Annotated in this window: 23 protein-coding genes, 1 tRNA gene and 1 pseudogene; 11 read left to right on the top strand and 14 right to left on the bottom strand. The window is 54.8% G+C overall.

What is annotated here, in order from left to right; translation table 11 throughout:
- Positions 1 to 41 precede the first annotated feature (41 nt).
- The 3 genes from O77CONTIG1_RS05745 to glyA all read right to left on the bottom strand — a co-directional run bounded on the left by O77CONTIG1_RS05745 (position 42) and on the right by glyA (position 5,228).
- Positions 42 to 1,526 (bottom strand): hypothetical protein, encoded by a 1,485-nt coding sequence (locus O77CONTIG1_RS05745; RefSeq protein WP_068508808.1) that lies wholly within the window; start codon positions 1,524 to 1,526, stop codon positions 42 to 44.
- 306 nt (positions 1,527 to 1,832) lie between these two features.
- Positions 1,833 to 3,146: a metal-dependent hydrolase family protein gene (locus tag O77CONTIG1_RS05740; protein WP_225894695.1), complete on the bottom strand. Its 1,314-nt coding sequence runs from the start codon at positions 3,144 to 3,146 to the stop codon at positions 1,833 to 1,835.
- Between the two features lie 798 nt (positions 3,147 to 3,944).
- The gene (glyA, locus tag O77CONTIG1_RS05735; protein ID WP_068508806.1) at positions 3,945 to 5,228 is read right to left on the bottom strand and encodes a serine hydroxymethyltransferase; all 1,284 of its coding nucleotides are present in this window, start codon (positions 5,226 to 5,228) and stop codon (positions 3,945 to 3,947) included.
- 263 nt (positions 5,229 to 5,491) lie between these two features.
- Here glyA and O77CONTIG1_RS05730 point away from each other — a divergent pair.
- Positions 5,492 to 5,565, top strand: a tRNA-Pro gene (locus O77CONTIG1_RS05730).
- Between the two features lie 595 nt (positions 5,566 to 6,160).
- A complete protein-coding gene (locus O77CONTIG1_RS05725; RefSeq protein ID WP_068508805.1) occupies positions 6,161 to 8,134 on the top strand; it encodes a hypothetical protein in 1,974 nt (657 codons plus the stop codon).
- A gap of 28 nt (positions 8,135 to 8,162) precedes the next feature.
- Here the strand turns inward: O77CONTIG1_RS05725 and O77CONTIG1_RS05720 are convergent, their stop codons facing one another.
- On the bottom strand, positions 8,163 to 9,557 hold the full coding sequence (locus O77CONTIG1_RS05720) for an Asp-tRNA(Asn)/Glu-tRNA(Gln) amidotransferase GatCAB subunit A (RefSeq protein WP_068508804.1): 1,395 nt from the start codon (positions 9,555 to 9,557) through the stop codon (positions 8,163 to 8,165).
- Positions 9,558 to 9,620: 63 nt separating this feature from the next.
- Positions 9,621 to 9,851, bottom strand: a complete 231-nt coding sequence (locus O77CONTIG1_RS05715; RefSeq protein ID WP_068508802.1) for a DUF4089 domain-containing protein — start codon at positions 9,849 to 9,851, stop codon at positions 9,621 to 9,623.
- Between the two features lie 230 nt (positions 9,852 to 10,081).
- Here O77CONTIG1_RS05715 and O77CONTIG1_RS05710 point away from each other — a divergent pair, with 230 nt between their 5' ends.
- Complete coding sequence (locus O77CONTIG1_RS05710; RefSeq protein ID WP_068508800.1) at positions 10,082 to 10,723, top strand: hypothetical protein; 642 nt, start codon at positions 10,082 to 10,084, stop codon at positions 10,721 to 10,723.
- A 168-nt stretch (positions 10,724 to 10,891) separates the two neighbouring features.
- Here O77CONTIG1_RS05710 and O77CONTIG1_RS05705 read toward each other — a convergent pair whose 3' ends face one another.
- Positions 10,892 to 11,218, bottom strand: coding sequence for a hypothetical protein (locus O77CONTIG1_RS05705; protein WP_068508799.1), 327 nt, complete (start codon positions 11,216 to 11,218; stop codon positions 10,892 to 10,894).
- Between the two features lie 426 nt (positions 11,219 to 11,644).
- On the opposite strand from O77CONTIG1_RS05705, the gene O77CONTIG1_RS05700 reads away from it, so the two are divergent.
- The 5 genes and pseudogenes from O77CONTIG1_RS05700 to O77CONTIG1_RS05680 all read left to right on the top strand — a co-directional run bounded on the left by O77CONTIG1_RS05700 (position 11,645) and on the right by O77CONTIG1_RS05680 (position 17,855).
- Positions 11,645 to 12,145 (top strand): AAA family ATPase, encoded by a 501-nt coding sequence (locus tag O77CONTIG1_RS05700; protein ID WP_068508798.1) that lies wholly within the window; start codon positions 11,645 to 11,647, stop codon positions 12,143 to 12,145.
- Between the two features lie 383 nt (positions 12,146 to 12,528).
- Positions 12,529 to 13,914, top strand: coding sequence for an ELWxxDGT repeat protein (locus tag O77CONTIG1_RS05695; protein WP_068508797.1), 1,386 nt, complete (start codon positions 12,529 to 12,531; stop codon positions 13,912 to 13,914).
- A gap of 57 nt (positions 13,915 to 13,971) precedes the next feature.
- Positions 13,972 to 15,244, top strand: a pseudogene (locus O77CONTIG1_RS05690) (IS256 family transposase).
- 66 nt (positions 15,245 to 15,310) lie between these two features.
- The gene (locus O77CONTIG1_RS05685) at positions 15,311 to 15,502 is read left to right on the top strand and encodes a hypothetical protein (protein WP_068508796.1); all 192 of its coding nucleotides are present in this window, start codon (positions 15,311 to 15,313) and stop codon (positions 15,500 to 15,502) included.
- 556 nt (positions 15,503 to 16,058) lie between these two features.
- Positions 16,059 to 17,855: an ELWxxDGT repeat protein gene (locus tag O77CONTIG1_RS05680; RefSeq protein ID WP_068508793.1), complete on the top strand. Its 1,797-nt coding sequence runs from the start codon at positions 16,059 to 16,061 to the stop codon at positions 17,853 to 17,855.
- Between the two features lie 167 nt (positions 17,856 to 18,022).
- Here O77CONTIG1_RS05680 and O77CONTIG1_RS05675 read toward each other — a convergent pair whose 3' ends face one another.
- The gene (locus O77CONTIG1_RS05675) at positions 18,023 to 18,718 is read right to left on the bottom strand and encodes a DNA-3-methyladenine glycosylase (RefSeq protein ID WP_317134213.1); all 696 of its coding nucleotides are present in this window, start codon (positions 18,716 to 18,718) and stop codon (positions 18,023 to 18,025) included.
- A gap of 359 nt (positions 18,719 to 19,077) precedes the next feature.
- Between O77CONTIG1_RS05675 and O77CONTIG1_RS26685 the strand changes: the two genes are divergently transcribed.
- The 3 genes from O77CONTIG1_RS26685 to O77CONTIG1_RS05670 are packed head-to-tail and all read left to right on the top strand — an operon-like array spanning position 19,078 to position 21,023.
- Positions 19,078 to 19,200, top strand: a complete 123-nt coding sequence (locus O77CONTIG1_RS26685; protein WP_267313420.1) for a hypothetical protein — start codon at positions 19,078 to 19,080, stop codon at positions 19,198 to 19,200.
- Positions 19,160 to 19,294, top strand: a complete 135-nt coding sequence (locus tag O77CONTIG1_RS26680) for a hypothetical protein (RefSeq protein WP_286132560.1) — start codon at positions 19,160 to 19,162, stop codon at positions 19,292 to 19,294. Before O77CONTIG1_RS26685 ends, O77CONTIG1_RS26680 begins: the two co-directional genes overlap by 41 nt.
- 25 nt (positions 19,295 to 19,319) lie before the next feature.
- The gene (locus O77CONTIG1_RS05670) at positions 19,320 to 21,023 is read left to right on the top strand and encodes an MBL fold metallo-hydrolase (protein ID WP_068516077.1); all 1,704 of its coding nucleotides are present in this window, start codon (positions 19,320 to 19,322) and stop codon (positions 21,021 to 21,023) included.
- 126 nt (positions 21,024 to 21,149) lie between these two features.
- On the opposite strand, the gene O77CONTIG1_RS05665 is transcribed toward O77CONTIG1_RS05670, so the two are convergent.
- The 7 genes from O77CONTIG1_RS05665 to patD all read right to left on the bottom strand — a co-directional run bounded on the left by O77CONTIG1_RS05665 (position 21,150) and on the right by patD (position 25,773).
- Positions 21,150 to 21,731 carry a Uma2 family endonuclease gene (locus tag O77CONTIG1_RS05665; protein ID WP_068508792.1) on the bottom strand — a complete coding sequence of 194 codons (582 nt, stop codon included), beginning with the start codon at positions 21,729 to 21,731 and terminating at the stop codon, positions 21,150 to 21,152.
- Positions 21,732 to 21,919: 188 nt separating this feature from the next.
- Entirely contained in the window at positions 21,920 to 23,329 is a 1,410-nt protein-coding gene (gene murD, locus O77CONTIG1_RS05660) for a UDP-N-acetylmuramoyl-L-alanine--D-glutamate ligase (protein WP_068508791.1), read from the bottom strand.
- A gap of 107 nt (positions 23,330 to 23,436) precedes the next feature.
- Positions 23,437 to 23,556: a family 1 glycosylhydrolase gene (locus O77CONTIG1_RS27775; protein WP_410503501.1), complete on the bottom strand. Its 120-nt coding sequence runs from the start codon at positions 23,554 to 23,556 to the stop codon at positions 23,437 to 23,439.
- Positions 23,526 to 23,603 carry a family 1 glycosylhydrolase gene (locus O77CONTIG1_RS28320; protein ID WP_410503500.1) on the bottom strand — a complete coding sequence of 26 codons (78 nt, stop codon included), beginning with the start codon at positions 23,601 to 23,603 and terminating at the stop codon, positions 23,526 to 23,528. The genes O77CONTIG1_RS27775 and O77CONTIG1_RS28320 overlap by 31 nt, the downstream gene beginning before the upstream one ends.
- Entirely contained in the window at positions 23,569 to 24,810 is a 1,242-nt protein-coding gene (locus tag O77CONTIG1_RS05655; RefSeq protein ID WP_197673330.1) for a glycoside hydrolase family 1 protein, read from the bottom strand. Before O77CONTIG1_RS05655 ends, O77CONTIG1_RS28320 begins: the two co-directional genes overlap by 35 nt.
- A 4-nt stretch (positions 24,811 to 24,814) precedes the next feature.
- The gene (locus O77CONTIG1_RS05650) at positions 24,815 to 25,390 is read right to left on the bottom strand and encodes a zf-TFIIB domain-containing protein (RefSeq protein WP_068508789.1); all 576 of its coding nucleotides are present in this window, start codon (positions 25,388 to 25,390) and stop codon (positions 24,815 to 24,817) included.
- Positions 25,390 to 25,773: a heterocyst frequency control protein PatD gene (patD, locus tag O77CONTIG1_RS05645; RefSeq protein ID WP_156434958.1), complete on the bottom strand. Its 384-nt coding sequence runs from the start codon at positions 25,771 to 25,773 to the stop codon at positions 25,390 to 25,392. The genes O77CONTIG1_RS05650 and patD overlap by 1 nt, the downstream gene beginning before the upstream one ends.
- Between the last annotated feature and the right edge of the window lie 468 nt (positions 25,774 to 26,241).

The following is a 26,241-nucleotide window of genomic DNA, read 5'->3' as shown; positions in this document are numbered from 1 at the left end:
CCCTGGCTCAGAACCCCAGAACAGAACTCCAGAACAGAACCCTAGAAGCGAATAGATAGCCGCAGTCCTAGTCCGTGCTGATCCAGGTCGATTTCGCTGCGTCTGAGGCCGCTGCCATCGCGAAATTCGTAGCCATTGTAAACGTAGGCTACCCGCAGAGTGACGGAGCGAGAAAAGCTATAGCCCACGCCAGCCTGAAAATTAAAAGTGGTGTCGCGTTCGGCGTTGATGTTGAACCCAGACACGCTGCTTTCCAGTCCCAGGCTCCAGCGTGGCGAAAGCTGTAGCCCCACTCGCAGCCCAACCAGCGGCTCAAGGGTGGTTCGGGAGGAACTGAATTCTCGATTGATTGGGATGGTGTTGGGGCCGATCCGCACCTCGTCTACTTCGATCTCCTGTCTCGAAATATTGGTGCGGAGTCCTAGAATGGGATCGACGACCAGAAAAGGGAATGGGTTGGTGGGGGTGGGCGATCGCCGCAGGGATTGGTTAACCACGCGGTAGTATGCGGCCAAATCAATCTTGCCCTGGCGCAGAGAAGCACTGGCATCGGCCCTACCCTCTACCTCAAAGGGAATGCCAAAGCGCAGGAGGCTTCCTGCGGGGAACGTGACGGGCAGCGTGCCACTCTGGGCCAGCGACAGATAGAAGCCGTCGAGCAAAATCCCAAATCGACCGTTCTGGGCATCAACCCGCAGGCCGCCATCGAAGGCGCGATCAAGATTCAAAAAGTCGTCCAAATCCGCCCGAATTGTAGTCGATCGCCCCACGGCTGCAATGTCTGCCCTCACATCCAGCGGGATAAAGAAATACGGCTCTACGGTAACCTGCCAGCGGCTACCCGACCTCGCCCCTCCGGACTCTGCGGAACCAGCCAACTGCCCCTCCGGATCAAAGGGTGCAGATTCAGAAGAAAACTCGCCTTCGGGCAAATCGGCCGGTTCCAGTTCCGGCAAATCAACAGGCTCCAGCGCAGGCTCAGATGGCTCATCCAGCGGATCAAGCGAGGTCTGCGCCAGGGACGATTCATCCAGGGAGGATTCATCAACAATGGGTTCTTCGACGGGCAATTCATCCAGGAGCAACTGTGCAGTGGGTCGTGGCTGCGGTTCGAGCAATGACGGCTGTGCAGGGGTGTCCCTCTGGATCTGCTGGATTTGAAGGTCTGCAATGGTTACAGGTTCGGGCTGAGGGGTGGCAGCGGGGATGGAATCGGGATGCAGTGTGATGGATGAAAACTTAGAGGCTTCGCGCAACTCTCCCAAGGCAGCATCAGAAACCACCGCCAGTGCTGAACTTTCTGGAGTATCCCGGTGGATGGATTCAGCCGATTCGGGGGCGGATGGACGCGGTTCTGTGGCGTAGGCTGGGGCGACCCATCCGACCGCTGCCACCGACGCTGCAATAGAGAGCGTCTGGGCGATCGCCCTCATGCGCCTCTTGGATGACCGACACTCCTCCAGCCCCACGGTTTGGGAAAAATGCTGAGAAAAATAACCTTGGGAAAATGCAGATTGGCGAAGCATGATAAAAACTCTGAGAAATGGCAAATTGAAATGCAAAATGTATAGCACAAAGTTAAGTGAAACTAAAGTTCAGTGAAGCGAGTTTGTCAAAACCGAAGTTTCGTAAAACTAGCTCAACAGACCTAAAACTTCAGCAAAACATTTCAGCAAAATATCAGCAAAGCAGTGGGCAACAAGCTTAGAATTCGACAATTTCGACAATTGGACGAAACCACGGGTTGCAGATTGGATGCGAGAACCGGAGCGCAATGCAATCTCATCCATCTGTCCTCCCAGAAGCCAGATGGATGAGCCAGAGAATCCCCATTAGCTCAGCAGATTCTTGTAAATCTTGCCGTCTTTCATAATCACCAGGAAGTTTTCAGCAGGATTATCAATCAGCCGAATGTTTTCCAGAGGGTCGCCATTCACCAGCAGCAAATCTGCCAGAGCGCCCTCCTCGACCACACCGAGCTTGCCTGGATAGGGATTGCGCGGCCCGGCCATCGCCAGCAGTTCGGCATTGTCGTGCGTTGCCATCTTCAGCACTTCCGCGGGCGTATACCAGCGCACCATTTTTGACAGCAGCCTGCCCCGTCGAGCCGTTTTTTCAGGGTCATACAGGATGTCGGTTCCCCAAGCAGTTTTGATGTTGTATTTCTTGGCTAGCCCATAGGCGATATCAGTACCCTGTGCTACTTGCAACTGCTTCCTGCGGCTGTCACTGCCTTCGGGATAGGGGTTGGCATCTTCGTCATCTAGAAAGGGCTGCATACTCAGCCAGACTCCCTTTTCGGCCATCAGTCTGGCCGTTGGCTCATCCATCAACTGACCATGTTCAATACACTTCACCCCAGCTCGAATCGCAGTCTGAATTGCTCTTGGCGTGTAGGCATGAACCGTGACGTAGGTGTTCCAATCTGCGGCCGCATCCACGGCAGCGCGAAATTCATCCTCGGTGTATTGGGATACATCGAGGGGGTCATAGACCGAAGCCACACCGCCACCTGCCGCCAGCTTGATTTGAGTGGCTCCCCGCATTAGCTGCTCACGGGTTGCCCGAAGGACTTCGGGCACACCATCGGCGATCGCCCCCACGCCATATTTCTCAGCCAGACTCAGTTCCGAAGTCGGCGTTCGGGGCAGTTCATCCAGCGTGCGAAAGTCCCCATGACCCGACGTTTGAGAAATCATCGCGCCCGACGGCCAGAGTCGCGGCCCCGCGAGTTGACCCTGATCGATCGCCTTTTTCAGATCAAACACCGGCCCCGCCATGTCCCGCGCACTCGTGAACCCGTTCATCAGCATCTGAGTAGAACTCTCAGCCGCAGCCCGAAACACCCGCTGAACCAAGGCATCTCCCCCAGCCCCCGCCTCGAACAGAGCCGCCTGACCCGCAACCCCTTCCAGAAACAGGTGAGCATGGGCATCGATCAATCCTGGCATCAGCACTTTGCCTTCCCCGTTGATCAGGAGGGTACGGAGATCGGCAGGAACCGGAATTGGCGAAGTGGAAATACGCTCAATCTTGTTGTCAATGACTAATACATTAGTCGGGCCCGACAGCCGGGGAGACGTGCCATCAAACACCCGCACATTTTGAAACACAACGCGATTGATGCCCGGATTTGGAAAGTTCATAGCAGGTTGGCTCTGCGCCCAGCCTACCTGCGTTGCTAGACCAATCAGAATAAGGAAAATGATTCCTAAGATAGCCGAGTATCGAAATCGGGAACCCATATGCTTTCTATTCACAACTTAACGTAGACCTAGTAGCTTTTCTAAAGCTGGCTAGATGCACTTTTTTACAATACCTGCAATTAAAGGGCACCTCGAAAAATTCAGTTCCTCTTGAGAATGGCTACAAGAAAACGAGGATTTCAGGCTTCTAAAATTCTCAATAAAGCAATTGATCGAGGTGCCCTAAACTTAGTTTCAAGTTAGTGCCAAATCTTGCGATCGCCACTCGCAAACCCAGGCTGATGAAATGAGACAGATCGCTAGATAAAAACCTGGGATAAATAAAGATGTCTATCGAGAAATAGCAATAGATGAAGACGTGGCAACCTATGAATTTCCGCCCACAAGATACCACCTGAGTCTGACCGAAACAAGTAATTGTTAATATCTCTTGACCTAGCTGAGGAATTAGCTGTTGAGGCGATGCAGCAAGCTTTGGATACAATTCACCTTAAAAAATATAAAATCAAGGCGGCATACCCTCCATTAGGATTGTGATGCTGAATACTGTGATGCTCAATACAATCAAATACGCCCGATGAATTGCCGAATGTCTACGAATGATCTGGTGAATCACGCAAATATCAAACCTTAAAAATGAGTATTAAAAAAAGAGGCAAGTATCATAACTCACCTCCTTCTTGATTGGGCGTTAAGCTTCGATTTAGGGTTAATCGGCCGTGTATTTCATGAATGGGTTTACACCAGCGCAGGCACTGGGGCACTGAGATGCGGGTAAAGCGGGAAGCAACTGCACAAAGCAGCGATGCGATCGCGGCAGGTTTGGGCTACGCTTTCGTCCTCTGGGTTTAAGAGGCGATCGCTGATAATATTGGCAATCTCGGTGAATTCTGCCGTGCCCATGCCGCGAGTGGTCATGGCGGGGGAACCCAGCCGCAAACCGCTGGTGACGAAGGGCGATTCGGGGTCGAAGGGGACGGTGTTTTTGTTGGCGGTAATGCGGACACCGCTCACCAGTTGGTCGGCCACTTTACCCGTCATACCAATCGAGCGCAGATCGACTAGCATCAGGTGGTTGTCCGTGCCGTTCGACACCAGCTTCAGTCCCCGTGCCTGGAGTTGGGCGGCCATTGCCTTGGCGTTTTGAATCACCTGCCCCGAATAGGTGCTGAAGCTGGGCTGGAGCGCTTCGCCAAAGGCCACGGCTTTGCCCGCGATGACATGTTCCAGCGGCCCACCCTGGGTTCCCGGAAAAACAGACTTGTCCAGCTTCTTGCCCAGTTCGGCATCGCGGGTGAGAATGAGGCCGCCGCGAGGCCCGCGCAAGGTTTTGTGCGTTGTAGTGGTGACGACATCGCAGTGGGGAATGGGGCTGGGGTGGTGGCCCGTGGCGACGAGGCCGGCGATGTGGGCGATATCGGCCAGCAGGTAGGCTCCAACCTCATCGGCGATCGCCCGGAATTTCTCAAAATCGATCACGCGGGGATAGGCCGAATAGCCGCAAATAATCAGCTTGGGACGGTGGTGCAGCGCCACCTCCCGGATTTCGTCAAAATCAAGCTGCTCGGTGTCGCGGTTCACGCCATAGTGACACGCCTTAAACCACTTGCCCGACACGTTCACCGGCGAACCGTGGGTCAGGTGGCCGCCGTGAGACAGATCCATACCCATAAACGTGTCGCCCGGTTCCAGCAGCGTCAGAAACACCGCCATATTTGCCTGTGCGCCGGAGTGCGGCTGCACGTTGGCATGGGCTGCGCCAAAAAGCTGCTTGGCTCGGTCGATTGCCAGTTGCTCCACTTCGTCCACAAACTCGCACCCGCCGTAATAGCGCTTGCCCGGCAGCCCTTCCGCATACTTATTCGTCAATACAGACCCCTGCGCCGCCAGCACTGCCGCTGAAGTGAAGTTTTCGCTGGCGATTAGCTCTAGATGGTCTTGCTGGCGCTTTAGCTCTTTTTGAATCAGGCCTGCCACTAGCGGATCGGTTTCTACTAAAAGATCCCAGTTTGTTTGAGTCACACGCACGCTCCCAAGGTTGTTTCAGGTTGTTGCATCAAGGTCAAGAAGGCCGGGGGATGAGAGGGTCGTCCTGCTTTCCCAGAGTTTTGATCATACCGCTGTTCCGCAGGAGACGGATTCACCCGATCTGCGGCTATTTTTAGGGACTGGTCATCGCTGCACTCAGGTTGCTCGCAAATTTTGGTTAGCCAGACCTTTGCCATCATGCCCACTTACTGTGCTATATTTGTTAAGCGCATTTCGCGCATACCCTACAGCAATATCGGGGCGTAGCGCAGCTTGGTAGCGCACTACTTTGGGGTAGTAGGGGTCGTGGGTTCGAATCCCGCCGCTCCGATTGGATGAAACCTCGCAGCAATGCGGGGTTTCGCTGCTTTAAACCAAGCTTTTTTCCAGTTAACCTTTTTCAAGCGTTTTGTGGACTTATCTAAATCTAGACTCAACGCCTGGATTTATATGCTCTCTAGTGGCAACATGCCTCGTACTGGAGCCATGCATGAGCTTAGAGCAGTCGTTTGCTCCGAGAGATCGCGGCTTTTTGGGCTGGCTGTGTCTCCTGCCCAACTCATCAGTGTTTCTAATCTTCAGAACTCATTTCTTCAGAACTCATTGACATGTAGAAACGCTGATGGTTGACGGTAGCTACGATACTCTTCTCAAGACCTGTGTGAAGGTAAGGTGTGAATGTAAGTGATGCAGATAGAGATGGATTAGTAAATTATCCAGATCTGCTTGAGTTGTTGTTTGATTTGTGCCGTAAAACACAGTCTGATAAAGAAATACAAAAATTTTGTAGCCAAAATAGCAGTTTGGGAAAGAATATAGGTGAGTGTGTGCTCTGGTGGGTTCTGTTGTGCGGATCACAGAACTTCGTTCATGCCAGATTGCACAATCTCGGATTACTTATTCTTACTTTTGTCTGAGGTGCTGTTATGGGTCAGCTTACAGGGCTGCTACTGGGAACGGCGTTCGACGATGTGTTTGCGGCGAATGTTGCGCTGGAGGTGGTTGATCCGGGTGAAACCGAAACCCTTGGGACGGCGATCGCCCGCGCTCGCATCGAAACATTTGAGGGTAGCGACACGGTAACAGCACAGGTGTCGATTACGAACTTGGCGGGCAATCCTGCTGCAACGGGTGTGCTGAATAGCGAGATCATACTTGGCGCAGGGGGCGATCGCCTGGAGGTTGCCGCAACGGCTAACGGCATTTTTTCAACAGCCTATGGGATACGCTTTAGCTCGCTGCACGGGGGCGATGGCGACGACACATTCACCATTACCGCCCGGAGTTTGATCACAGCGCGCATTCCTTCCTCCGGTAGTACGGGAATTGGGCTATCAAATACAACCCTTGATGGCGGCAATGGCAACCACACCATTTCCATCAGCGGTCTGGCCGAAACGGGTGACCGATGGTTTTTCCACCCTGCCAGCGGCTACGGTCTGCTGAGTGGCTCCATTACCGTGGGCACAGGCGACGACCGAATCAACATTACAGCAATCGGACGCGGGTCGGGTTCCCAAACGACGGGTGCAGGATATGGGGTGAAGCAGGGGGCGATCGCCACTCATGGCGGCAATGATATCGTCACCATCACGGCAACGGGCGAAGGTACAGGGTTTGCGAATACACTGACCTACGGGCTTGTAGATAGCGCTGTGCAGATGGGCGACGGAAACGACACGCTCGATCTTGCGGCCAACAGCCTGTCTAGAGATTACTTTTCAGGAACGAGCAAAAGCTACGGTGTGGATCGCAGCCTTGTCGAGGGGGGCAATGGGGGCGATCGCATTATGGTTTCTGCCTACGCAGTTGGCCAAGTGATTGGTAACCAACCTGAAAGCTATGGCGTAAGCAGCAGCACAATTTCTGGCGGCGAGGACGATGATGAAATTATTCTCAATGCTACAACCATTGCGAGTTCGCAGCGATTTGGTGTCGCGATTGGTGCTGGCTATGGGGTTCAGCGCAGCGACGTGCGCGGCGATCAAGGCAACGACACGATTCGCATCAACGTGCACACTTCTGCATTTGCCTATGGAGGAGCAAAGGCTTTGGCCTATGGCATCGACCATTCATCAGTTGCAGGGGGTGATGGCGACGATTTGGTCGCAATTGTCAGTGGGACAAGCACAAATTCTTATCTAGGGCGAGGCACAAGCGGAGTCCAAGCTGCTAGTTATGGCATTTCCCATAGTAGTCTGAGCGGGGGGAATGGTGACGATATATTGCAGATCGAGGCTAGGGCACAGTCTGTCGTTGACTTGCCTAGCGAGAGTCAGACGGCGATCGCCTACGGAGTCTATAGGGCAAATGTTTTAGGCGATCGCGGCAATGACACAATCATCATTTCTGCCATCATTTCTGCGGCAACGACCGCTCGGGAAGTGCCCGGTAGCCAAAGCGTTGCCTATGGTGTGCAGGACGGGCACGTCGAGGGCGGCGATGGCAATGATGTTATCAGAATCTCTGGAGGGGTTTCTAGTATCCCAACCCCTTACAGTCGTGATGGGTTCTACAGTCATACAGCGTATGGCACTGTGAATAGCAGCGTCAGTGGTGGCGACGGAAATGACCTGATCACAATTTCAGGAACGACGTTTGCCATCCAGGATGCGCTGATTTCTGGCGGCAGTGGGGACGATACATTCCAAGTCGGCATCGGCCAGGGAACGCTGGACGGCGGCACAGGGAATGATCTGGTGATCCTGGATTTTCTCGATTTGCAGACCATGACGGTGACCGCTTTGGGCAATAGCGGTTTACGCATCGTTGGAACACAGAATGGACAAGGTAGGGATTCCGCCTGGACGCAAACCATCTGGAATATGGAACGCTTCCAGATTGGCAGCGAGGTGTTCCACACGGCAGGCGATTTGATCCACTTTTTGCAGGTTGGGTAAGCCCCCAAAAGATCGGCAGTATCCTGCTTCAAACCCGTGCCACCGGAGCCGCAACTACGCCAGCCTGTTCCAAAAATGCGCCTGCTCGGAGCACCAGTGATTCATTGTAGGGCGCGGCGATGATTTGCACGCCGAGGGGCAGCCCGCCTGACTGCTGTACGGGGACAGATAAGATCGGCAGCCCAATGAAAGAAAGCGGTTGTGTATACAATCCCAAGTTGGGGCGGGTGAGCATTTCTTGCCCGCCAAGGGTTATGGTTTCTTGCCCAATCAGCGGCGCGGCACAGGGCGTGGTGGGTGCAAGGATTAGATCGACGTGCTGAAAGAGTTCCGCAAGGCGATCGCCATACCAGCGCCGAAACCGCTGCGCCTGGAGATACCAACTGGCAGGGATAAGCGCACCGGACAAAAAGCGATCGCGCGTGGCGGGGTCAAAGTCGTGGGGGCGCGTCTTCAGGTTTGGCAAGTGCAGATTGCTGCCTTCGCAGGTGGTGATTAGATACGCAGCAGCGCGGGCGCGGTGTGCTTCAGGTAAGATAATGCGCTCCGTCGCGCCCAAGGCCCGGGCGACAGTTTCCACAGCGGCAAACACCTCTGGCTGTCCGCCTGTGGCAAAGTAGCCATCAGCGACAGCAATTCGCAATCCGTCGATGCCCCGATCCAATTGTGACAGGGTTGGTTCGGCGGGTCGAGAACTGCACACCGGATCGCGGGGATCGGGCCCGTGCATGAGATCAAAGCTGAGGGCAATATCGCGCACCGAGCGAGCAAAGGGGCCGATATGGTCAAGGCTGGCGCAGAATAGGGCAGAACCGGCGCGGGAAACTCGTCCATAGGTCGGCTTTAGCCCAAAAATGCCGCAAAACGCTGCCGGAACGCGGATTGATCCGTTTGTATCTGACCCCAGCGAGAGGGGCACTAGCCCGCCCGCCACCGCCGCCGCCGACCCGCCAGACGATCCGCCTGCGACCCGGCTCAGGTCGTGGGGATTATGCGTTGCGCCGTAGTGGCTGTTTTCCGTCACAAACCCATAGGCGTATTCGTCCATATTCAGCCCGCCCAGCAGCACCGCGCCCGCTTTTCGCAGGGCAGCCACAGTTGTCGCATCCGTCGAGGCTGGGGGCTTGTCGCGGTTGATTTTGGAGCCTGCCAGCGTGACGACCCCTGCAATATCCAGCAGGTTTTTGACTGCAAAGGGCACGCCTGCCAGGGGCCCCGGATCTTGCCCAGCGGCGATCGCCCTATCCACGGCCACTGCCTCCTGCAACGCCTGCTCCCGCAGCACGTCAGTAAAAGCATTCAGCTTGCCATCCAGCGCATCAATCTGCGCCAGCGCAGCCCTCACTACCGTCTCAGCAGTGAGTTTCTGGGCGCGAACCGCAGTGGCGATCGCCGTTGCATCGGCATGGGAAAGGTCGAACATGAGAGGGGGGAGGGGAGGTGGGGGGGCAAGATGTCGGGGTTGCTGAGTGGCTCCGTCACGCCATTACCCCGTCACGCCACCAGTTCCGCCTCCAATCGGCACAAACACCGCCGCACTCTCCGCCTCTGGCGACAGGGGAAACTCTAAGACCAACTGGGCGATCGCCGCGGTGCGTTCTAGATTGGCAATCACACCAGGTTTACAGTCAGGGGGAATGGGCAGACCAATGAGGGCGGCAGTCTGTTCAGCGTAGCGTTCCAAATCAATAGAGTCGGCAGAGTCGGCAGAGAACATGGCTGGGAGTTAGATAGGGGATGCAGTTCCACCTAGTCTAGGGGCTAGGTTCCCCAGAATCAAGCCTTGCGCCCTGTCTGCCCAAAATCGGCGCTGCAAGTCTGAGGTTGCATAGATGCTGAAATAGATGTTGGAAACATATCGCCACAAAATATTTTGGATTTTCCGCAACTTACGTCAGGCAGATTGTGTCTATTTCTCTGGTGTGTTTCTGAAAAAGGAAGTTCCTGATGAAAAAGGTTTTTTGGATGACGATGGCGGCGGGGTTGGTGGCTGGCGCGGGGGCGATCGCCCTGTTGTTGCCCCAAATGTCCGTTGCAGGGGGGCAGCGCGGCGGCACTCGCGTTCGCATGAGTGAAGACGGCACGCAGCTCCGGCTCACCTCGGAAGGGCGATCGCAGACCATTTCGGCCAACAGCATGAACGTGCGCGTTCTGGACGGTGTGAACTGCGAAAGGCTGCAAATTGAGCCAGAGCAAACACTGAACGGGCAGCGATTCCATCCGTCTGTTGGTATTGATCCCCAAACAGGCAATGTCGCCGTCGGTGTAATTCTGCAAGAATGCGTGGAAACGCAGCTCAGCGCGGTGTTTGTTATCGATCCACAAGGCAGCGGCCACGCCCTCTACCGGGTACAGGTTCCAGGCGAACGAATGTTGCAGGACGAGTTCACCACTTACCCGATGCGGGATTTAATCAACATCGGCTATCTAGGAAATGACCTGCTGGTGAAGCACGGCGACGCTTCCGGTTCCGCTGCGATTATGGTGTTCACGCCATCGGGCACGCCTGCTGGTCAATACGCAGGCTGCGTTTACACCGCCATTGAAGAAGGCAGAGGGTTGTGTCCGCCCGAATCTGTCGCGAACTAGTCCAAAAATTAGCCCAAAGTAAATTACCCAGGGCGAATTGGTGTAGGTAAACGACTCCGAAGATATCAGTCTGGAGATAAGTTCAGTTAGGAAAACAAATCTGAATGCAGAAGCCTTGCATTGCCAGGCTTCTGCAAAAAAATAGACCCTACCTCAGTGGAATTGATACTAGCGCTCCCGGCTGCCATTGATGTCGATCAGGTGGTGTTCCACCGAGCGCACATAGCGCGAATCGTCCAAGACTTCGGACGACAAGCGACCGTCGGCGATCGCCGCACGGATTACGTCTCTAGCAGTAATTTGACCCGCCTGATGAGCAGCACTCAACCGTCCAAAACCAGGCACTCCATGATCGCGAAAAACGCCATTTCGAGCTAAATTCACCAGCTTAAACGGATTTAAGCGGTAGGAACTCGCACTTGCAGGGGCCGACAGGGGTGCCGCCGCAGACAGCAAAACCACAGATAATCCAGCGAGTAAAATTCGCTTCAACATATTCGAGCCTCCATTTTATGGATCTGACTTCAGCAGCCGTTTGGGAGGAGACGTTTGCGGCTTGCGGCTGGCTGAAAATCTATGTTGATCAAGATGACACCGACCCCTGAAGCCATGCTGATAGGTGGCTAAGATAAGCTTGAAGACTTGCTGAATATGACCTGAGTTACTGAACACAATGGTCATGGGTAGGGGCAAGATGGGCGATCGCCCCCTCCCACCTTCTGTGCCGCAGCGCCCCCGACCTGTTCCTCCAGCAGCGCCTTCACAAATATTCGAGTGGGCACCCGGATTAATTACCTTATTGCGAATTTTTAGGACTTAAACTGTTTAAATCTCCTTGTTATTCTTAATTCTCAAGAAGGATTGAATTTTTCGAGGTGTCCAAATTAGGACGGCCCTTCACCGTTATGCGAGGAAGCAGAAATGAACCAGATGGGAACTTTGATATTCTTCTGCGGGAAAATGGGGTCTGGTAAATCCACCCTATCTTGCAAAATTGCTAAAGAACTAAACGCCATTTTGTTGTCGGAGGATGAGTGGCTATCAACCATTTATCCTGAAGAAATACAAAATTTTGATGATTATGTAAAATACTCAAGGCGATTAAGATCCGTGTTGAAAAATCATGTAAGAAGCCTAATCAAAGCTGGACTTTCTGTAGTAATGGACTTCCCAGCAAACACAGTCAATCAAAGAGCATGGTTCAAAGAGATACTGTTATCTGAAAACATACCTCATAAGTTGATATACCTTGATGTTGATGACGAGACTTGCTTGGAGGGAATTAGGAAGCGGAGGGAAACCAATCCAGAGCGGGTACAGTTTGACACAGAAGACGTTTTTCACCATGTAACTAGTTTTTTTCAGCCACCATCAGTTGACGAGGGCTTCTGGATTGAGGTTGTCCATCGAGATGTCTTGTAGCTTGCGTTTTTCTGGCATCAAGACTGCTCAGTAGATATACTCACCCACCGCATCAGGCATAAAACGCAATAGCGACCCCATCACCGCCTCACTGCCTGCCAGAACCCGTTGAATATACGGGAAATTGTCAGCATGGCTAACACAAAAATATACAGTCCTTCCTTCAGAATTCTTCCGGAGGGAAAAACCGACTCCGTGAAAATTCGGGTAGGTCATGCCTCCTGGTTAGAAGCGAAAAGCTCTTCCTGCGCCTTTTGCGATAAGAATGCGATAAGGCAGTGTGTCCCAGTGATTGTTGTGTTGTTTACAACAAGCACCAATCTCTAAAAGTGGCAGGAAACCGCAGGCAAGCTCCCCAATTACTGCGCCTAAGAGGACAAATCATGAGTTACTCGATTTCTCTGCTAAAAGATATTTACCTTGGGATAGACAACTCCTTCCCCTACGAATTCACAGTCTTCAACAACCAGCTGTTCTTTTCAGCGGCGAACAGCGCCAACGGTCGTGAGCTTTGGATTACCGACGGCACACCTGCGAACACTACCCTCCTAAAAGACATCAACCCTGGCTCTAATGATTCCGCCCCCTACGGATTCACAGTCTTCAACAACCAGCTGTTCTTTTCAGCGAGGAACAGCGCCAACGGTCGTGAGCTTTGGGTTACCGACGGCACACCTGCGGGCACTACCCTCCTAAAAGACATCAACCCTGGCTCTAATGATTCCTTCCCCTACGGATTCACAGTCTTCAACAACCAGCTGTTCTTTGGAGCGAGGAACAGCGCCAACGGTCGTGAGCTTTGGGTTACCGACGGCACACCTGCGGGCACTACCCTCCTAAAAGACATCAACCCTGGCTCTAATGATTCCTTCCCCGACGGATTCACAGTCTTCAACAACCAGCTGTTCTTTGTAGCGACGAACAGCGCCAACGGTAGTGAGCTTTGGGTTACCGACGGCACATCTGCGGGCACGATGTTGCTAAAGGATATTAACCCTGGCAGTGGCAGTTCCTTTCCTTACAACTTCACAATTTTTGATAATAAGCTGTTTTTCTCCGCAGGCGACGGAACCCACGGGCGGGAACTGTGGGTGACCGATGGCACGGCAGCAGGCACGAAACTGGTGACCGATCTCAATCCGGGAGCAAATAGCGGTTTGGATGCTTTCAATAGCGACTTTGAGGTTTTTGGGAGCAAGCTGATTTTTAGTGGAGCCAACGGCGGCTTCGGTTATGAATTGTTTGTGTTGCAGGGCAATGCGCCCCTGGCTCGGAGCGACAGCTTCGAGACGAATTTCGGAACACCGTTGACGATCACTGTCAGCCAATTGCTAGCCAATGACACCGACCCGGACGGCAGTTCCCTCAGCGTTACCCAGGTCAGCGGTGTAACGAACGGCGCGGCCGCCTTCAACGCTACTACTGGAACCGTGGTCTTTACCCCGACGGCGGGCTTTAGCGGTCTGGCGCAATTCACCTACACCCTGACAGACGGCACGGGGCTGGCAGATACGGCCACGGTCTACGTTCTGGTTCGCCCTGCAAGCATACCACCCGGACAAGCCCTCAACGGCAGGCGAACTGCCGATACGTTGATTGGCGGCGCAGGCGACGATACTTTGCTGGGCAACGGCGGCAACGATTTCCTGGTTGGGAACGATGGAAAGGATTTGCTGGTTGGCGGCAAGGGGAACGACACGCTGGTTGGCGGTTTGGGTGCAGATACCTTTGTTTTACGGGAGCTATGTTTATTTGTGGTGTATGCCTAAAGGAGAAGAAACGGCGTATCCTGCTGGATAAGGAAAAAGACCAGACGAGGATACACCATGAGTAAGGATAATGTTATTGCATTTCAACCGTCAGAAACAGCCGCATTTTTCAGCGATGCCTTGAGTGAACTAGTACGCCAGGGTGCTCGCCAAATCATTGCTCAAGCTGTTGAAGCAGAGTTGAAAGAGTTTCTCGCCCAGTACCAGTCCCTTAAAGACGACCAGGGACGACAGGCGATCGTTCGCAACGGCTACTTACCAGAGCGAACAATTATGACAGGGGTTGGGGAAGTTGAAATTCAAGTGCCGAAGGTGCGCGACCGCAGTGGCAGCGGTATCAAGTTCAACTCATCGTTGTTGCCCCGTATCTCAAGCGTTCCCAGAGTGTCGAGGAAGTACTGCCTTGGCTATATCTCAAAGGCGTCTCAACGGGGGATTTTGCAGAAGCGTTGGCATCGTTGCTAGGAGCCCAGGCAAAAGGTTTGTCGTCCAGTACGATTAGCCGACTGAAAACGCAATGGATAGAGGAGCATCAACAGTGGCAGAAACGCTCCTGATCGGTAAACGCTACGTTTACATTTGGGCAGATGGCATCTACTTCAATATCCGCAACGAGGATGACCGCCAGTGCATTCTGGTTATCATCGGTGTCACCGATACCGGAACCAAGGAACTGCTGGGGTTGGAAGCAGGATTTCGAGAATCTGAATTGAGTTGGAAGCCGTTGTTGTTACGGCTGCAAGACCAAGGGCTGAAAGAAGCTCCAGAGTTGGCAATTGGCGATGGAGCATTAGGGTTTTGGAAAGCGCTAGCGCAAGTCTTTCCCACCACTCGTGTGCAACGGTGCTGGGTGCATAAAACTGCCAATGTGCTCAACAACTTGCCGAAGAGTCAGCAACCGAAAGCCAAATCTGCCTTGCATGAGATCTACATGGCAGAAACCAAAGCCGATGCACAGACAGCATTTGAGCGATTTATCAAAACCTATGATGTCAAGTATCCCAAAGCGGTCGAGTGCTTGTCTAAAGACCGTGATGCGCTGTTGGCATTCTATGATTTTCCGGCTGAACATTGGGTGCATATTCGCACGACCAATCCCATTGAATCGACCTTTGCAACGGTGCGTTTGAGAACGGATAAAACACGAGGTTGTGTTTCACAAGACAGTATTTTGTCGTTGGTGTTCAAGTTGGTACAGAGTGCTCAAAAACGCTGGCTTAAGATTCGAGGGTTTAAGCGACTAGGGGAGGTGATTGAAGGAGTGAAGTTTAAAGATGGGATTCGTGCAGATCAAAAAGACGATTCAGCCGCTCGCCAGGACGCTGCTTAATTCTTCTTCATACACCAGATTTGACAATAACTCGTTTTACGGAAGGGGCCCGATGCCGATCGGATTATGGACTTTGCTGACGGCATCGACAAGCTGAAACTAGCCGGTGGGCTAAACTTTAGCCAGATGAAAATGGTGCGGGGCAAGGGAGACGAAGCGGGCAATACGCTGATTCAGGTCAGAGGAACCAACGACCTTTTGGCGGTGCTGGTTGGGGTGCCCAAGAGTGCTATCACGGTTGCAGATTTTGTATCGTAAACCCATCGCAAAGTGTGCGAACTGGGCAAAGCAAGCCTAGCATGCTGATGGTATGAGTCTTGGCAAGACCGTAGGACTTACGCAGTAGAACAGTTTTTCTTTTGCAAGTGCGTAAGTCCTTTCTGTTTGGACTTTAGCTCAATCCATCTTCTGTATGAATGAATGGGTGTTTGGCAACGCTACGTAACGATTCACGCCTTCAAAAAAGACTTCATGCAGAAGGGTTAATCCATGAAGTTACGGTAAGGCTGTTTTGGTCTTTTTGGAAAATGCCCTCCTCTGGTGAATCTTCAGAGGGAAACCCTGTCTTGGGTGGCACAGATACCCTGTCTGCTGTGAGTTTTTTGGAGATGCCAAAGGATTCTATTGCAGGGACAGGGATTGAAGTTTGCAAAATCGGTTGACTGTTTTTCCTGGCTTCTCTAAGGCTAGAACGCTCGGCAAGAAAACGCTTCCCTATTGCCTGAGCCGATTGGTTGGGTCTGAGCCGATTGGTCGAGGTCGATTCTATTCCTCTTAAGAGGACTCGTAGAACTTGGTAGGACTTGCATAGACTATGACTTACATCGTTTCTTTGATTAAAGACATCTACTCTGGCGCAACCAGTTCTATCCCTAGTGGGCTTACTCGCTTCAAGGATTGGTTGTTCTTTCAGGCAACTGGTAGCACCTTTGGTCGAGAACTGTGGATGACGGACGGTACGCTCGCGGGCACCCAGTTGTTGAAAGACATTTACCCAGGGGGAGGAAACGCTCTTCCGTATAACTTTACGGTTTTCAATAACAAGCTGTACTTTCAGGCAGATGATGGGGTCCATGAGGAAGAACTGTGGGTAACGGATGGCACTGCTGCGGGCACGAGCTTGCTTAAGGACCTTAACATTCGGGGTCAAGGGATGACTATTACCAATGTGGTGGTGTTGAAGAACAAGCTGTTTTTTGGGGCATTCCATCCGGCTTATGGTTATGAACCTTGGGTTAGCGATGGCACCCCTGAGGGCACGGAGTTGCTGAAGGATATCAATCTTAGTGAAGTTTTTAGTGGCAGTTCGGCGACTGCCCTGTTTCCGCATCTTTTTGCGGTGCTTGGGGATAAGCTGGTTTTTCGGGCAGAAGACGGGATTCACGGCTTTGAGCTTTGGATCAGCGATGGCACTGCCGCAGGGACTCAGTTGTTAAAGAATATTCACCCGACGGATTCCTCTAATCCGCTGGGCTTTACGGCCTTGGGGGGCAAGCTGTACTTTGCGGCTGACAACAACTCTAGCGGAAGAGAACTCTGGGTGACGGATGGGACTGCGGCTGGGACTACTTTGTTGAAAGATATCGACCCAGGGAGTAGCGGTTCTTTTCCTGGAAACTTTACGGTCTTTAATGGCAAGCTGTATTTTGCAGCGGACGATGGCACCAATGGTACGGAACTTTGGGTAAGTGATGGAACGGCGGCAGGTACTCAACTCCTGAAGGATATTCGGCCGGGTTGGGGCGATTCTAGTCCGGGTGAGTTTGTAGTTTTTAACGACAAGCTGTACTTTGCAGCGGACAATGGCACGAATGGTGAGGAACTGTGGGTGACGGATGGGACTGCGGCTGGTACTCACTTGGTGAAAGATATTGCTCCGGGTAGCAGGAGTTCGCTGCCGATGGGCTTCACGGCGTTTGGGAATAGGCTTTTCTTTGAAGCTGATGATGGTGTCCACGGGCGAGAACTCTGGATGACGGATGGCACCACGGCTGGCACGAAGCTTGTAAAGGATATTCGACCTGGTCAAGAAGGGTCGTTCCCACGGGAGTTTAGTGTGCTTGGGAATAGGCTGGTGTTTCGGGCAGACGATGGTGCAACCGGCTTGGAGCTGTGGTCGCTTTCGGCCTTTAGGGGAATCAGCAAGTTTGGCAAGCGCCTCAAGGATAAGCTGGTTGGCACGGCTGCCAATGATGAGTTGTATGGACTGGGTAATGCGGATCGTTTGGTTGGTAAGAGTGGAGATGATGTCTTAGTTGGGGGGCTGGGGAATGACACGCTGATTGGCGGGGCTGGGGATGATGAGTTGGACGGCGGGCGAGGGGATGATTTGTTGCAGGGTGGGCTTGGAAACGATTGGTTGACTGGCGGTGGCGGCAAGGATACTTTTGTGCTGGGACGACGGGAAGGGGTTGATCGGATTGTTGATTTTGAAGATGGGAGCGATCGCCTCCAGTTGGGCCGTGGATTGCGGTTTGAAGACCTCAAGATTATGAGAGGAAGCGGTCTGGAGTCGGGTAATACGTTGATTCAGCACAAGGGGTCTAGCGAGGTATTGGCGATTTTGGTGGGGGTTTCTAGAAACCTCATTACGGGGGTGGATTTTGTGTAACGTCCTGTGGGGTTATTTCAACTTTTCCAAAAACCTTTCAAAAACCTTAGGACTTACGCAGTTGGACAATTTCTCGCGGGCGCAGCCCGTGAGAAATTGTCCAAAACCCAAAGAGCCTATCGCAAATGCGTAAGTCCTGAACCTTTATGGTTGGCGGAAGGTTGGGGTTACCGCCTCGATACGGCTTTGCTTTCGGCAACGTACCAGCGCCAGGGGCGGTCTGCGCCTTGGGTCAGTCCGATGCGGGTGGTTTGGACAAAGGAGAGTTGTCCTGCGTCGAGCTGAGACTGGAATGCGGGCGATCGCCCCTCTAGCCACAGCCCTTGACCCGGCGCGAGCGGTGTTACCGTCAGGCTGAGGTCGATTTGCAAAGCGCGGCAGAGCTTTCCGGGGCCCGCCGCCACGCGGTGCAACTTATCGCGGCCGGGGTCGAGGCCAGGCGGCAGGTGGTCTAGCTCCAGCGCTCGCACCAGCACAGCACTGGGGACCCCGTCCAAATCAGTGACGACGTTAAAGCAGTGGTACATGCCATAGATGAGATACACATAGGCCCACCCCGCCGGGCCAAACATGACGGCGTTGCGCGGTGTGCGGCGGCGATAGGCATGGCAGGCAGGGTCGCCGGGGGTGTAGGCTTCGGTTTCTACAATCACGCCGCGCAGGGTTTCCCCGGTGGGCAACTGGCGGACTAGCACACAGCCCAGCAAATCGGGTGCAACCTGGGTGGCGCAGCGGCTTAGCCAGGCGGGAGCAATGATATTTGGAGAGGGTGTCGAGATGTTGAGAGCGGGGGAAGAGGGCGATCGCACGGGCGTTTGTCTAGTGCTAAACAGATTGAGTAGGATGAAAACAGGGTTTGCCAAAACCCTGCTGGGTTTGGAAAATAGTGTCTGGAAAATAGTTTGGATTGGAAGTGAGTCTCGAAAATAGTCTGGAAAACAGTAGTACCGATTCAGCAGAAGTGTAGCTTGGGGGCTAGTACTCTGAGGCGGAAGTTCTGCCCCTAGTTGGTAGTGCAGACTTGAGTCTGCCTCCTAAGCCTGCTTCCAAGGAACTAGCTGTGAATCGGGTGACTGAAGTCACCACTACGAACGGTCAGTCTGTTTACGCTGCCCAGCACTAGTGGCTGTGCCTCACCAATCCAGCAACCTTAAACAAACTCTAATAACTCTTGATTTCAATCGTCTCAGCTTTATACTAGACCGCAAACGAGGTTAAAAAAATGGACGTTAAACTAATTCTTCTGGGAATAACGCCGGTGTTTATTGCGGCTTGCCTGTTCTTTGGCACGCGCAACGGCTTCTATGATTCAGATAACTATCACGGCAACGGCTCTGCCCACTAAGTCGCACTTTAACTACACTCCTGTGGTGCTGACTGCGCTCTCCTGTCCGCCCCAGCCCCGCACGTCGCCCCGCCGCGTTGCGGTTTCCTCATGAGCAAGAAACGCGACCTGCTGAAGCCGTGACTGAACTTGAATGCCTGCCCTATGGTGTGGGAAACACCGATGAAGGGGTCTGTCTGCTGGTTCGGATGGGGCCTCATCGGATTCTGTTGGACTGCGGGCTAGAACAGATTGAGGCGCTGACGGCAGATGCTGAGCCACCTGCGGATCTGGTGCTATGTACTCACGCCCACGGCGACCATGCGCGGGGGCTGCTGGCGCTGCACCGGGCGTTTCCCCATTTGCCTGTGTACGCTAGCGAGGTGACGGCCCAACTGCTGCCGCTGAACTGGCTGGATGAGCCAGACGTGCCAGACTTTTGCCATGCGCTGCCCTGGCGATCGCCCGTCGAATTTGCCGATGGTCTCAGCGCCGAACTGATTCCTGCCGGACACCTGCCGGGGGCCACAGCGCTCCTGCTCACCTACGCCACCTCGGAGCGCACCTACACCGTCTTCTATACGGGCGATTTTCTACTGTCCAACTCGCGGCTGGCGGAAGGGCTGCCGCTGGAGGAATTGCGCGGCCTCAAGCCCGACGTGCTGATTGCCGAGGGCAGCTATGGCACGGCCCGCTTTCCCCACCGCCGCCAGCAGGAAAACCAGCTTGCAGAGCGCATCCATCAGGCGATCGCCGCTTCGCAATCTGTCCTGTTTCCCGTGCCAACGCTGGGGCTGGGGCAAGAACTGTTGCTCCTCCTCCGCAGCCACCACCACTTCACCGGACGGGCGATCGACATCTGGGTAGACGAGCGCATCGCCGCCGGATGCGATGCCTATTTGGAACTGCTGCATCATTTCCCCAGCAGTGTGCAAAACTTTGCGCGACACCAGCCCCTCTTTTGGGATGAACGCATTCGCCCCCATGTGCGACGGCTGCCGCTCGATCCAGGGCTGCGGCAAATCGCCCTGTCGGGCCCCACGCCTGCCATCGTGCTGACCCACTATGACACCGAACTCAGCCAATACGTCCACGCCAGCCTGCTGCCCTGGCTATTGCTGGTGCCCCAGCAGCCGGGCCGCGAAGGGGCGATCGACGCGCTCACCGAACAGCGCATTCAAGCCTCCAAATCGCTGCGATCGCTCCTCAAATCGGGTCGCCTCACTCTCGACACCTACCTACTGGGCGAACACTGCGACGGCATCGGCACCACTCAACTGATCCACAACCTGCGGCCCCAGCACGTCGTTCTGGTGCATGGCCCGGCCAACTATCTGGCTGACCTGGCCAGCCTGGAGGAGCTGCAAAACCGCTATCACCTGCACACGCCGCTGGCCGGAATGCGCGTCGATCTGCCTGTGGGCGAAACTTTCCTTCAGCCTGCTGCGCCCGAAACGCAGTATGAAGGCGAACTGACCGAGTACGAAGACGGCGCACTGGTGATGCTGCCGCCTGTCCTGCTCACCGATCCGCGCTGGCAGTCCTTTGCCGACACGGGCATTGTGGAAGTGCGCTGGCAGGGCGACAGTTTGGTGCTGCGGGGCGTGTCTCAGCGAGAGTTGTTAAATCGCGGCGACGAGCCAGACATTTTGCCAGGAACCGAATGCTGCGGCAACTGCATCCACTATCGGGGGCAGCGCTGCTGGAGCCAGGCCTCGTCCCTCTTTGGCTTCAAAGTTACACCAGAAGGCTATTGTCCTGCATTCAGCCCAGTGCCGCCCGATCCTGATGAAGAACCAATGGATTTTTCCACGAACCCCATCGAGCGAGAACCCGATGAGTAGAGGAAGTTGCAGAGGGATAACGGTTCAGCGCGTCCACTGAATCTACTGAATCGGTTCCCCAGGGCGATCGCGCTTCACTTGCGCTTGACTCAATTCCCCCAAATTACTCAGCCATCGGTAGATTGCTCAGCCATCGGCTCCAGCGCCAAAGATTTGTGCGCTGGTGATTTGCAGGTTAGGGAATTGGGGCGATCGCACCCTTTCCTCTCCCTGAAAGCGTTCTACCTGGGAATAAGTAGTCTCCAGCAGCGTCAGAACCGTGACCGCGTTGTCCTGTGGATCGACAATCCAATACTCAGGAATGCCGATGTCCTGATATTGCGATCGCTTGGCAATATAATCGCGATCGCGCTGCAAGTCTCCAGGGCTGACAACTTCAATTACCAGCAACGGCGGAGCCATGTTCAGCCGAATCGTGTTGCGGCTTTTGAGCAACTGAATGTGTTCTTCTCGAAGAATGGTGAGGTCGGGATAGCGGTTTTTAGGCTCTCCGCGCACTTCCAGTTCCAGCCCGTGCCCGCGGACTCGACGGTGTCCAACAATGGGCAAAAAGAGCGAGAACAAAAAATTTGCTATCTCCGTATTCAATCCGGACTCTGGCGGCACTTCGACTAGCTCTCCATTAAATAGTTCATACAAATTCTCTGTCTCGTCGTGATAAGACAGATACTCTTCAAAGCTGAGAAACCGGGGCCGGGTCTGAATCATGGATTGTAAGCGGCAGGGAGCAAATCGTCCTGGCTTTATTGTATGCCTTGACCCGATCTGCCAGGAGCTTCCTGGATGAGGATGATACCTAGAGGCGATCGCCAAGCCAGGAACCGCGCCGTCGGCGTTCAAAATAGACCCGATAACCCGGTCATCATCGCTAATATCATCCGTTGTCTGACCAGGGGCTACAGCGCCAGACACAGCGTGCGAAAGTGGTCGCCCCGCGCTTCAAAGTTAGGATATTGGTCAAAGCTGGCGCAGGCGGGTGAAAAGAGTACAGTGTGGAGTCCGATTTGGGCGTTCAGCTGCTGACCAATCTCGGCGCTGCGCTTCACGGCGCGATCGAGCGTTTCGACGATTTCGTAGCGCGAGTAGCCAATGCGATCCAGGCGTTTTGCAAAGGCTTCGGCAGCGCTGCCAATGAGCAAAACGGCGGCGGCTTTTTGCTGAATCGTGGTCAGCCAGACGGTGTCGTCGCCTTCTTTGGCTTCCCCCCCAGCGATCAGGATGGCGGGTGCGGGCACGGCCGCCAGTCCCACCTGCGCCGCGTCGTAGTTCGTCGCTTTGCTGTCGTTAATAAAGTCGATGCCCCGCCAGGTGCGGATATGTTCCAGCCGATGCGGCACACCGGGAAAGGTTTCGACGGCATGGGCGATCGCCTCTTTCTCCACGCCCGCCAGCCGCGCCGCCAGCACTGCCATCAGCAGGTTTTGGGTGTTGTGGGGGCCCACCATTTTCAGCGCGTCTATGGGCACGATGCGTTCCCCCAGGGCGATCGCCCAGCCGTCTGCCACATACGCGCCCCGCGTCGGATCGCCCAGCAGCTTGTCTTTGCCCGCCACGCTTGTCCAGCAGGCGTCGGGCCAGCGGTCGGACGTGCTACGCAGGTAAGGATCGTCGCCGTTGAAAATTTGCAGGGGCGATCGCGCCAGCAGCGATGCCTTGATGCTGTAGTAATTTTCCAGCGTGTAGTGGCGGCTGAGGTGGTCGGGCGTGAAGGTTGTCCAGACGGCAATCTGGGGCGCTAGGGTTGAGGAGGATTCGATCTGGTAGCTGCTGATCTCGGCGATAATCCAGTCAGGGGATGTTGGATTTTGGGGGATAGGCGCATCAGGAGAGAGGCGGCTAGTCGTTTTTCCCTCTTTACTCAGCACGACTTCGCAGGCGGCGTAGCCAATATTTCCACAGGCGGGCGCGTTTAACCCGGCGGCTCGGAAGATGGCGGCAGTGAGGGCGGTGGTGGTGGTTTTGCCGTTGGTGCCCGTAATGGCGACCCAGGGAATGCTGGAGAGCGATCGCCACGCCAGTTCCATTTCCCCGATGGTTTCGATGCCGAGGGCGCGGGCGGTTTCTAGCGCGGGCAAGTCCCACCGCACACCGGGGCTGACGACGATCTGCTGCATCTGGGCGGGATCTGGCTCTAGCCGATGCCCCAGCAGAACGGAAATGCCCTCTGCCTGGAGGCTCTGCTGAATCGATCGCAGGGCATCGGAACTGCCAGAGTCGCTGACTGTCACCTGCCAGCCCTGCCGATGCAGCAGCCGCGCGGCAGCAACGCCTGACTTTCCTAACCCAATTACATAAGCCGACGGCATAGGCAGTGTGTCCGAATCCTGCGCTTGTCCTATAGACTGCATCCGGCTTGTTGCACGAATACTGGGACTGGCACAAGGCAGATTTGCAAAAGATCATCTTACCCCGCCTAGACCACCCGATGTTGTCGGATGCACTCGGCGTACCAGTGGGCGCTGGCTTTGGGGATGCGCTGCTGGGTGTCAAAATCCACATAGGTCAGCCCCGAAGCGGCGATCGTAGCCCCCAGGCCCACTCAAAGTTATCCAGCAGGCTCCAGACAAAGTAGCCGCGCAGGGGGGTAGCCTTCGGACACGGCGCGGTGGGCAGCTTGCAGGTGTTGCCGCAGGTAAAGAATGCGATCGCAGTCCAGCACCTCTCCCTGCTCTGTCAGCACGTCTTCCACCGCGCAGCCGTTTTCCGTCACCCATATGGGCAGTTGGCCCTGCCCCAGCACTTCGCTCACATGGCGCACACCCCAGTAGAGGCAGTCTGGCAGCAGCCATAGCCAGGGCATGTGCAGTCGGGGATAGCTGGCCGGAAAGGGCAGCATCTCAAACCCGTCGGCATGATCCGCCGCTCGCACATAGCTGCCAGAGTAGACATTCAGCCCCAGCGCATCCAGCGGTTGGCAAATGGTCTGCAAGTCGCCGTCTTGAATGTCGGGCGCGTCGGCTCCCAGTTGTGCCAGCAGCAGCGGGCTGTAGGCTCCGGTCAGTGCCGGAAAAATGATGCCGCCGTTGGCCCAGGCGGTGTGAAAGGCGGTTTGGGCGGCGGCGATATGTGCTGGCGTTTCGGCGATCGGCACAGTGACGGCGTAGTTATCCACCAGTGCTACGGTGCAGGGGCCGGGCGACGCAGCGCGGATGGCTTGGCAGGCCAGCCCGTGCCCCAGCAGCGCGTGGTGCGACGTTTGCCACACGTCTTTTGGCGTGTCCACGACAGTTCCCGGTGCGTGAGTGGGAACCTGCCCCACGCCATAGCCCAGGTGCGTAAAGCAGGAAATTTCGTTCATGGTGATCCAGTGCGAAATGCGATCGCCCAGCCGTGCCACCACCGCCGCCACGTACTCTGCAAAGTCCTGTGCCATCTCGCGGCTGCGCCAGGAGCCGTAGCGGTCTTCTAGCGCCTGGGGACTGTCCCAGTGAAACAGGGTTGCGTAGGGCGTGATCCCATGTTCCTCCAGGCAGTCCACCAGCCGCCGATAAAAATCCACGCCTGCCTCGTTCACTGCGCCGCGCCCGTCGGGGATCACGCGGGGCCAGGCGATGCTGAAGCGATAGTGCCTGATCCCCAGCTCCGCCATCAGCGCCACGTCTTCTCGAAATCGGTGGTAGTGGTCGCAGGCGATCGCCCCAGTATCCCCATTCAGCACCCGTCCTGGCGTTTCGGCGAAGGTATCCCACACGCTGGGCTTGCGGCCCTCAGCGGCGATCGCTCCCTCGATCTGATAAGACGAGGTCGCAGCACCCCAAAAGAAGGAGTCGGGAAAGGCATAGGTCATGCGCTCACTCCAGCCCTGCCTCACTCCCGCCGACCCGCCGCATCAAATAGGCCACGCCAAAATCTCCATTGGGGTGATGCTCAAGCTGCTGTGCTAGAGCAAAGACTTGCAGCGCCAGGTCTTCGCCGAGCTTGTCGATCATGGCTAGGCGCTCTCGATGCAGCATTTCGCGGGTTCGCATTCGGCTTTGCCAATCGCTAGAAAACAACTGGTCGATGATGGCGCTAATGCCCATTGCTCTGAGTGCGTCCCATTCGCCGCGATCGCACCAGATGCCGCCACACTGGGGACACCGCTCCACATAAAACGGGTTCATGGTTGCGCCCGTTTTCACCCGCGACAGAAAACCGCCGCAGTCGGGGCAGAGGGCAGTCCGCGTGTCCAGCGGAGCGGGTGGATGGTTGGCGGCGGCCTCCAGGTTCACGGTTTCGGGCATGGGCTGGGGCTGACCCTGCTTCCAAGCGTGATAGTCTTCTGGCGCGATCCAGCAGCCGTCACAGTCTGGGCATTGCTGAGCGGGCAGGTTTCCCCGCAGCACCACATCTACCAGTTGCACTCCCCGATCTTTCAGGCAGTCCATCATGCCTCCTCTCCCAAAACAGCATCACAATAGCGCATCAGCAAGCGCAGGCGATCGCCCATCTGCTCGGTTCGCTGCCGGGTAGTTTCGGGCTGTCGCGCCGTTTGCAAAAACAGCAGGTCCATACTTAACAGCCGCAGTTGCTTTGCCATTTCAGTATGGAGTGCAGAGACTTGAGCCGCGATTGTCCCATCCAGCCCGCTCAAATCGAGCGTTAAAATCTGCTGCTGAAACTGCGTCTGTAATCGGTTAAATAATGAACGCAAATCTGCAACCCCTGTGGGGGCTGCCCCCTCACCCGAAACCTGTGCCAGCATAGAGCAAGAGAGCGATCGCAGGGCCTCGTAAACCGGACGATAGGTCTCCCATTCTGATAAAGCCATGACAATGTGGCAGCTCCCGCCTACATTCTTAAACGAATGTTAAGAATTCTGTATATAGTAGAGAAATAGCTGATTCAAACTCATCGCTTTGGCTCACAACCTTAAGCCAAGTGGTGTATTTGAGCGAATTTGCGCCTCAGTCTGACAGTATTTTCCTCATATCATTTTCCTCATATCTCCAAGCCTTTAGTCTCCAAGTCTTTAGAACCTCTCATCAATCTTTCACCTGATCTCCGCCAAAACGCTTTTATTAGTCCGGTCTATCTCGTTAATAAACGTAACTAATAAGTAAGCGCCGCCTCGCAAACACCCTAGCTGGCGCAGCATTTGTGCAACTCAGGGAGATGGCTTGGGAACTGAGAACTGCTAGAACTTCTCCAGCAATTCGGTTCAATGGCTCAGCAGAAAGACGACCCCTTTAGGATTTCAATTGCCAAATCTCTTCCCAAACGTTCCCATCGAACAGTT

The sequence above is a fragment of the Leptolyngbya sp. O-77 genome (genome assembly GCF_001548395.1).
Lineage (GTDB): Bacteria > Cyanobacteriota > Cyanobacteriia > Elainellales > Elainellaceae > Thermoleptolyngbya.
Note: the sequence above shows the minus strand (reverse complement) of the source record. Positions and strands in the feature narration are given on the sequence as shown.

What these genes read in the sequence shown, in the direction of transcription:
- O77CONTIG1_RS05745 (WP_068508808.1), bottom strand. Translation starts at nt 1,526, where the DNA reads ATGCTTCGCCAATCTGCATTTTCCCAAGGTTATTTTTCTCAGCATTTT.
- O77CONTIG1_RS05740 (WP_225894695.1), bottom strand. Translation starts at nt 3,146, where the DNA reads ATGAACTTTCCAAATCCGGGCATCAATCGCGTTGTGTTTCAAAATGTG.
- O77CONTIG1_RS05725 (WP_068508805.1), top strand. Translation starts at nt 6,161, where the DNA reads ATGGGTCAGCTTACAGGGCTGCTACTGGGAACGGCGTTCGACGATGTG.
- O77CONTIG1_RS05720 (WP_068508804.1), bottom strand. Translation starts at nt 9,557, where the DNA reads ATGTTCGACCTTTCCCATGCCGATGCAACGGCGATCGCCACTGCGGTT.
- O77CONTIG1_RS05715 (WP_068508802.1), bottom strand. Translation starts at nt 9,851, where the DNA reads ATGTTCTCTGCCGACTCTGCCGACTCTATTGATTTGGAACGCTACGCT.
- O77CONTIG1_RS05710 (WP_068508800.1), top strand. Translation starts at nt 10,082, where the DNA reads ATGAAAAAGGTTTTTTGGATGACGATGGCGGCGGGGTTGGTGGCTGGC.
- O77CONTIG1_RS05705 (WP_068508799.1), bottom strand. Translation starts at nt 11,218, where the DNA reads ATGTTGAAGCGAATTTTACTCGCTGGATTATCTGTGGTTTTGCTGTCT.
- O77CONTIG1_RS05700 (WP_068508798.1), top strand. Translation starts at nt 11,645, where the DNA reads ATGAACCAGATGGGAACTTTGATATTCTTCTGCGGGAAAATGGGGTCT.
- O77CONTIG1_RS05695 (WP_068508797.1), top strand. Translation starts at nt 12,529, where the DNA reads ATGAGTTACTCGATTTCTCTGCTAAAAGATATTTACCTTGGGATAGAC.
- O77CONTIG1_RS05685 (WP_068508796.1), top strand. Translation starts at nt 15,311, where the DNA reads ATGGACTTTGCTGACGGCATCGACAAGCTGAAACTAGCCGGTGGGCTA.
- O77CONTIG1_RS05680 (WP_068508793.1), top strand. Translation starts at nt 16,059, where the DNA reads ATGACTTACATCGTTTCTTTGATTAAAGACATCTACTCTGGCGCAACC.
- O77CONTIG1_RS26685 (WP_267313420.1), top strand. Translation starts at nt 19,078, where the DNA reads ATGGACGTTAAACTAATTCTTCTGGGAATAACGCCGGTGTTTATTGCG.
- O77CONTIG1_RS26680 (WP_286132560.1), top strand. Translation starts at nt 19,160, where the DNA reads ATGATTCAGATAACTATCACGGCAACGGCTCTGCCCACTAAGTCGCAC.
- O77CONTIG1_RS05665 (WP_068508792.1), bottom strand. Translation starts at nt 21,731, where the DNA reads ATGATTCAGACCCGGCCCCGGTTTCTCAGCTTTGAAGAGTATCTGTCT.
- murD (WP_068508791.1), bottom strand. Translation starts at nt 23,329, where the DNA reads ATGCCGTCGGCTTATGTAATTGGGTTAGGAAAGTCAGGCGTTGCTGCC.
- O77CONTIG1_RS05655 (WP_197673330.1), bottom strand. Translation starts at nt 24,810, where the DNA reads ATGACCTATGCCTTTCCCGACTCCTTCTTTTGGGGTGCTGCGACCTCG.
- O77CONTIG1_RS05650 (WP_068508789.1), bottom strand. Translation starts at nt 25,390, where the DNA reads ATGGACTGCCTGAAAGATCGGGGAGTGCAACTGGTAGATGTGGTGCTG.
- patD (WP_156434958.1), bottom strand. Translation starts at nt 25,773, where the DNA reads ATGGCTTTATCAGAATGGGAGACCTATCGTCCGGTTTACGAGGCCCTG.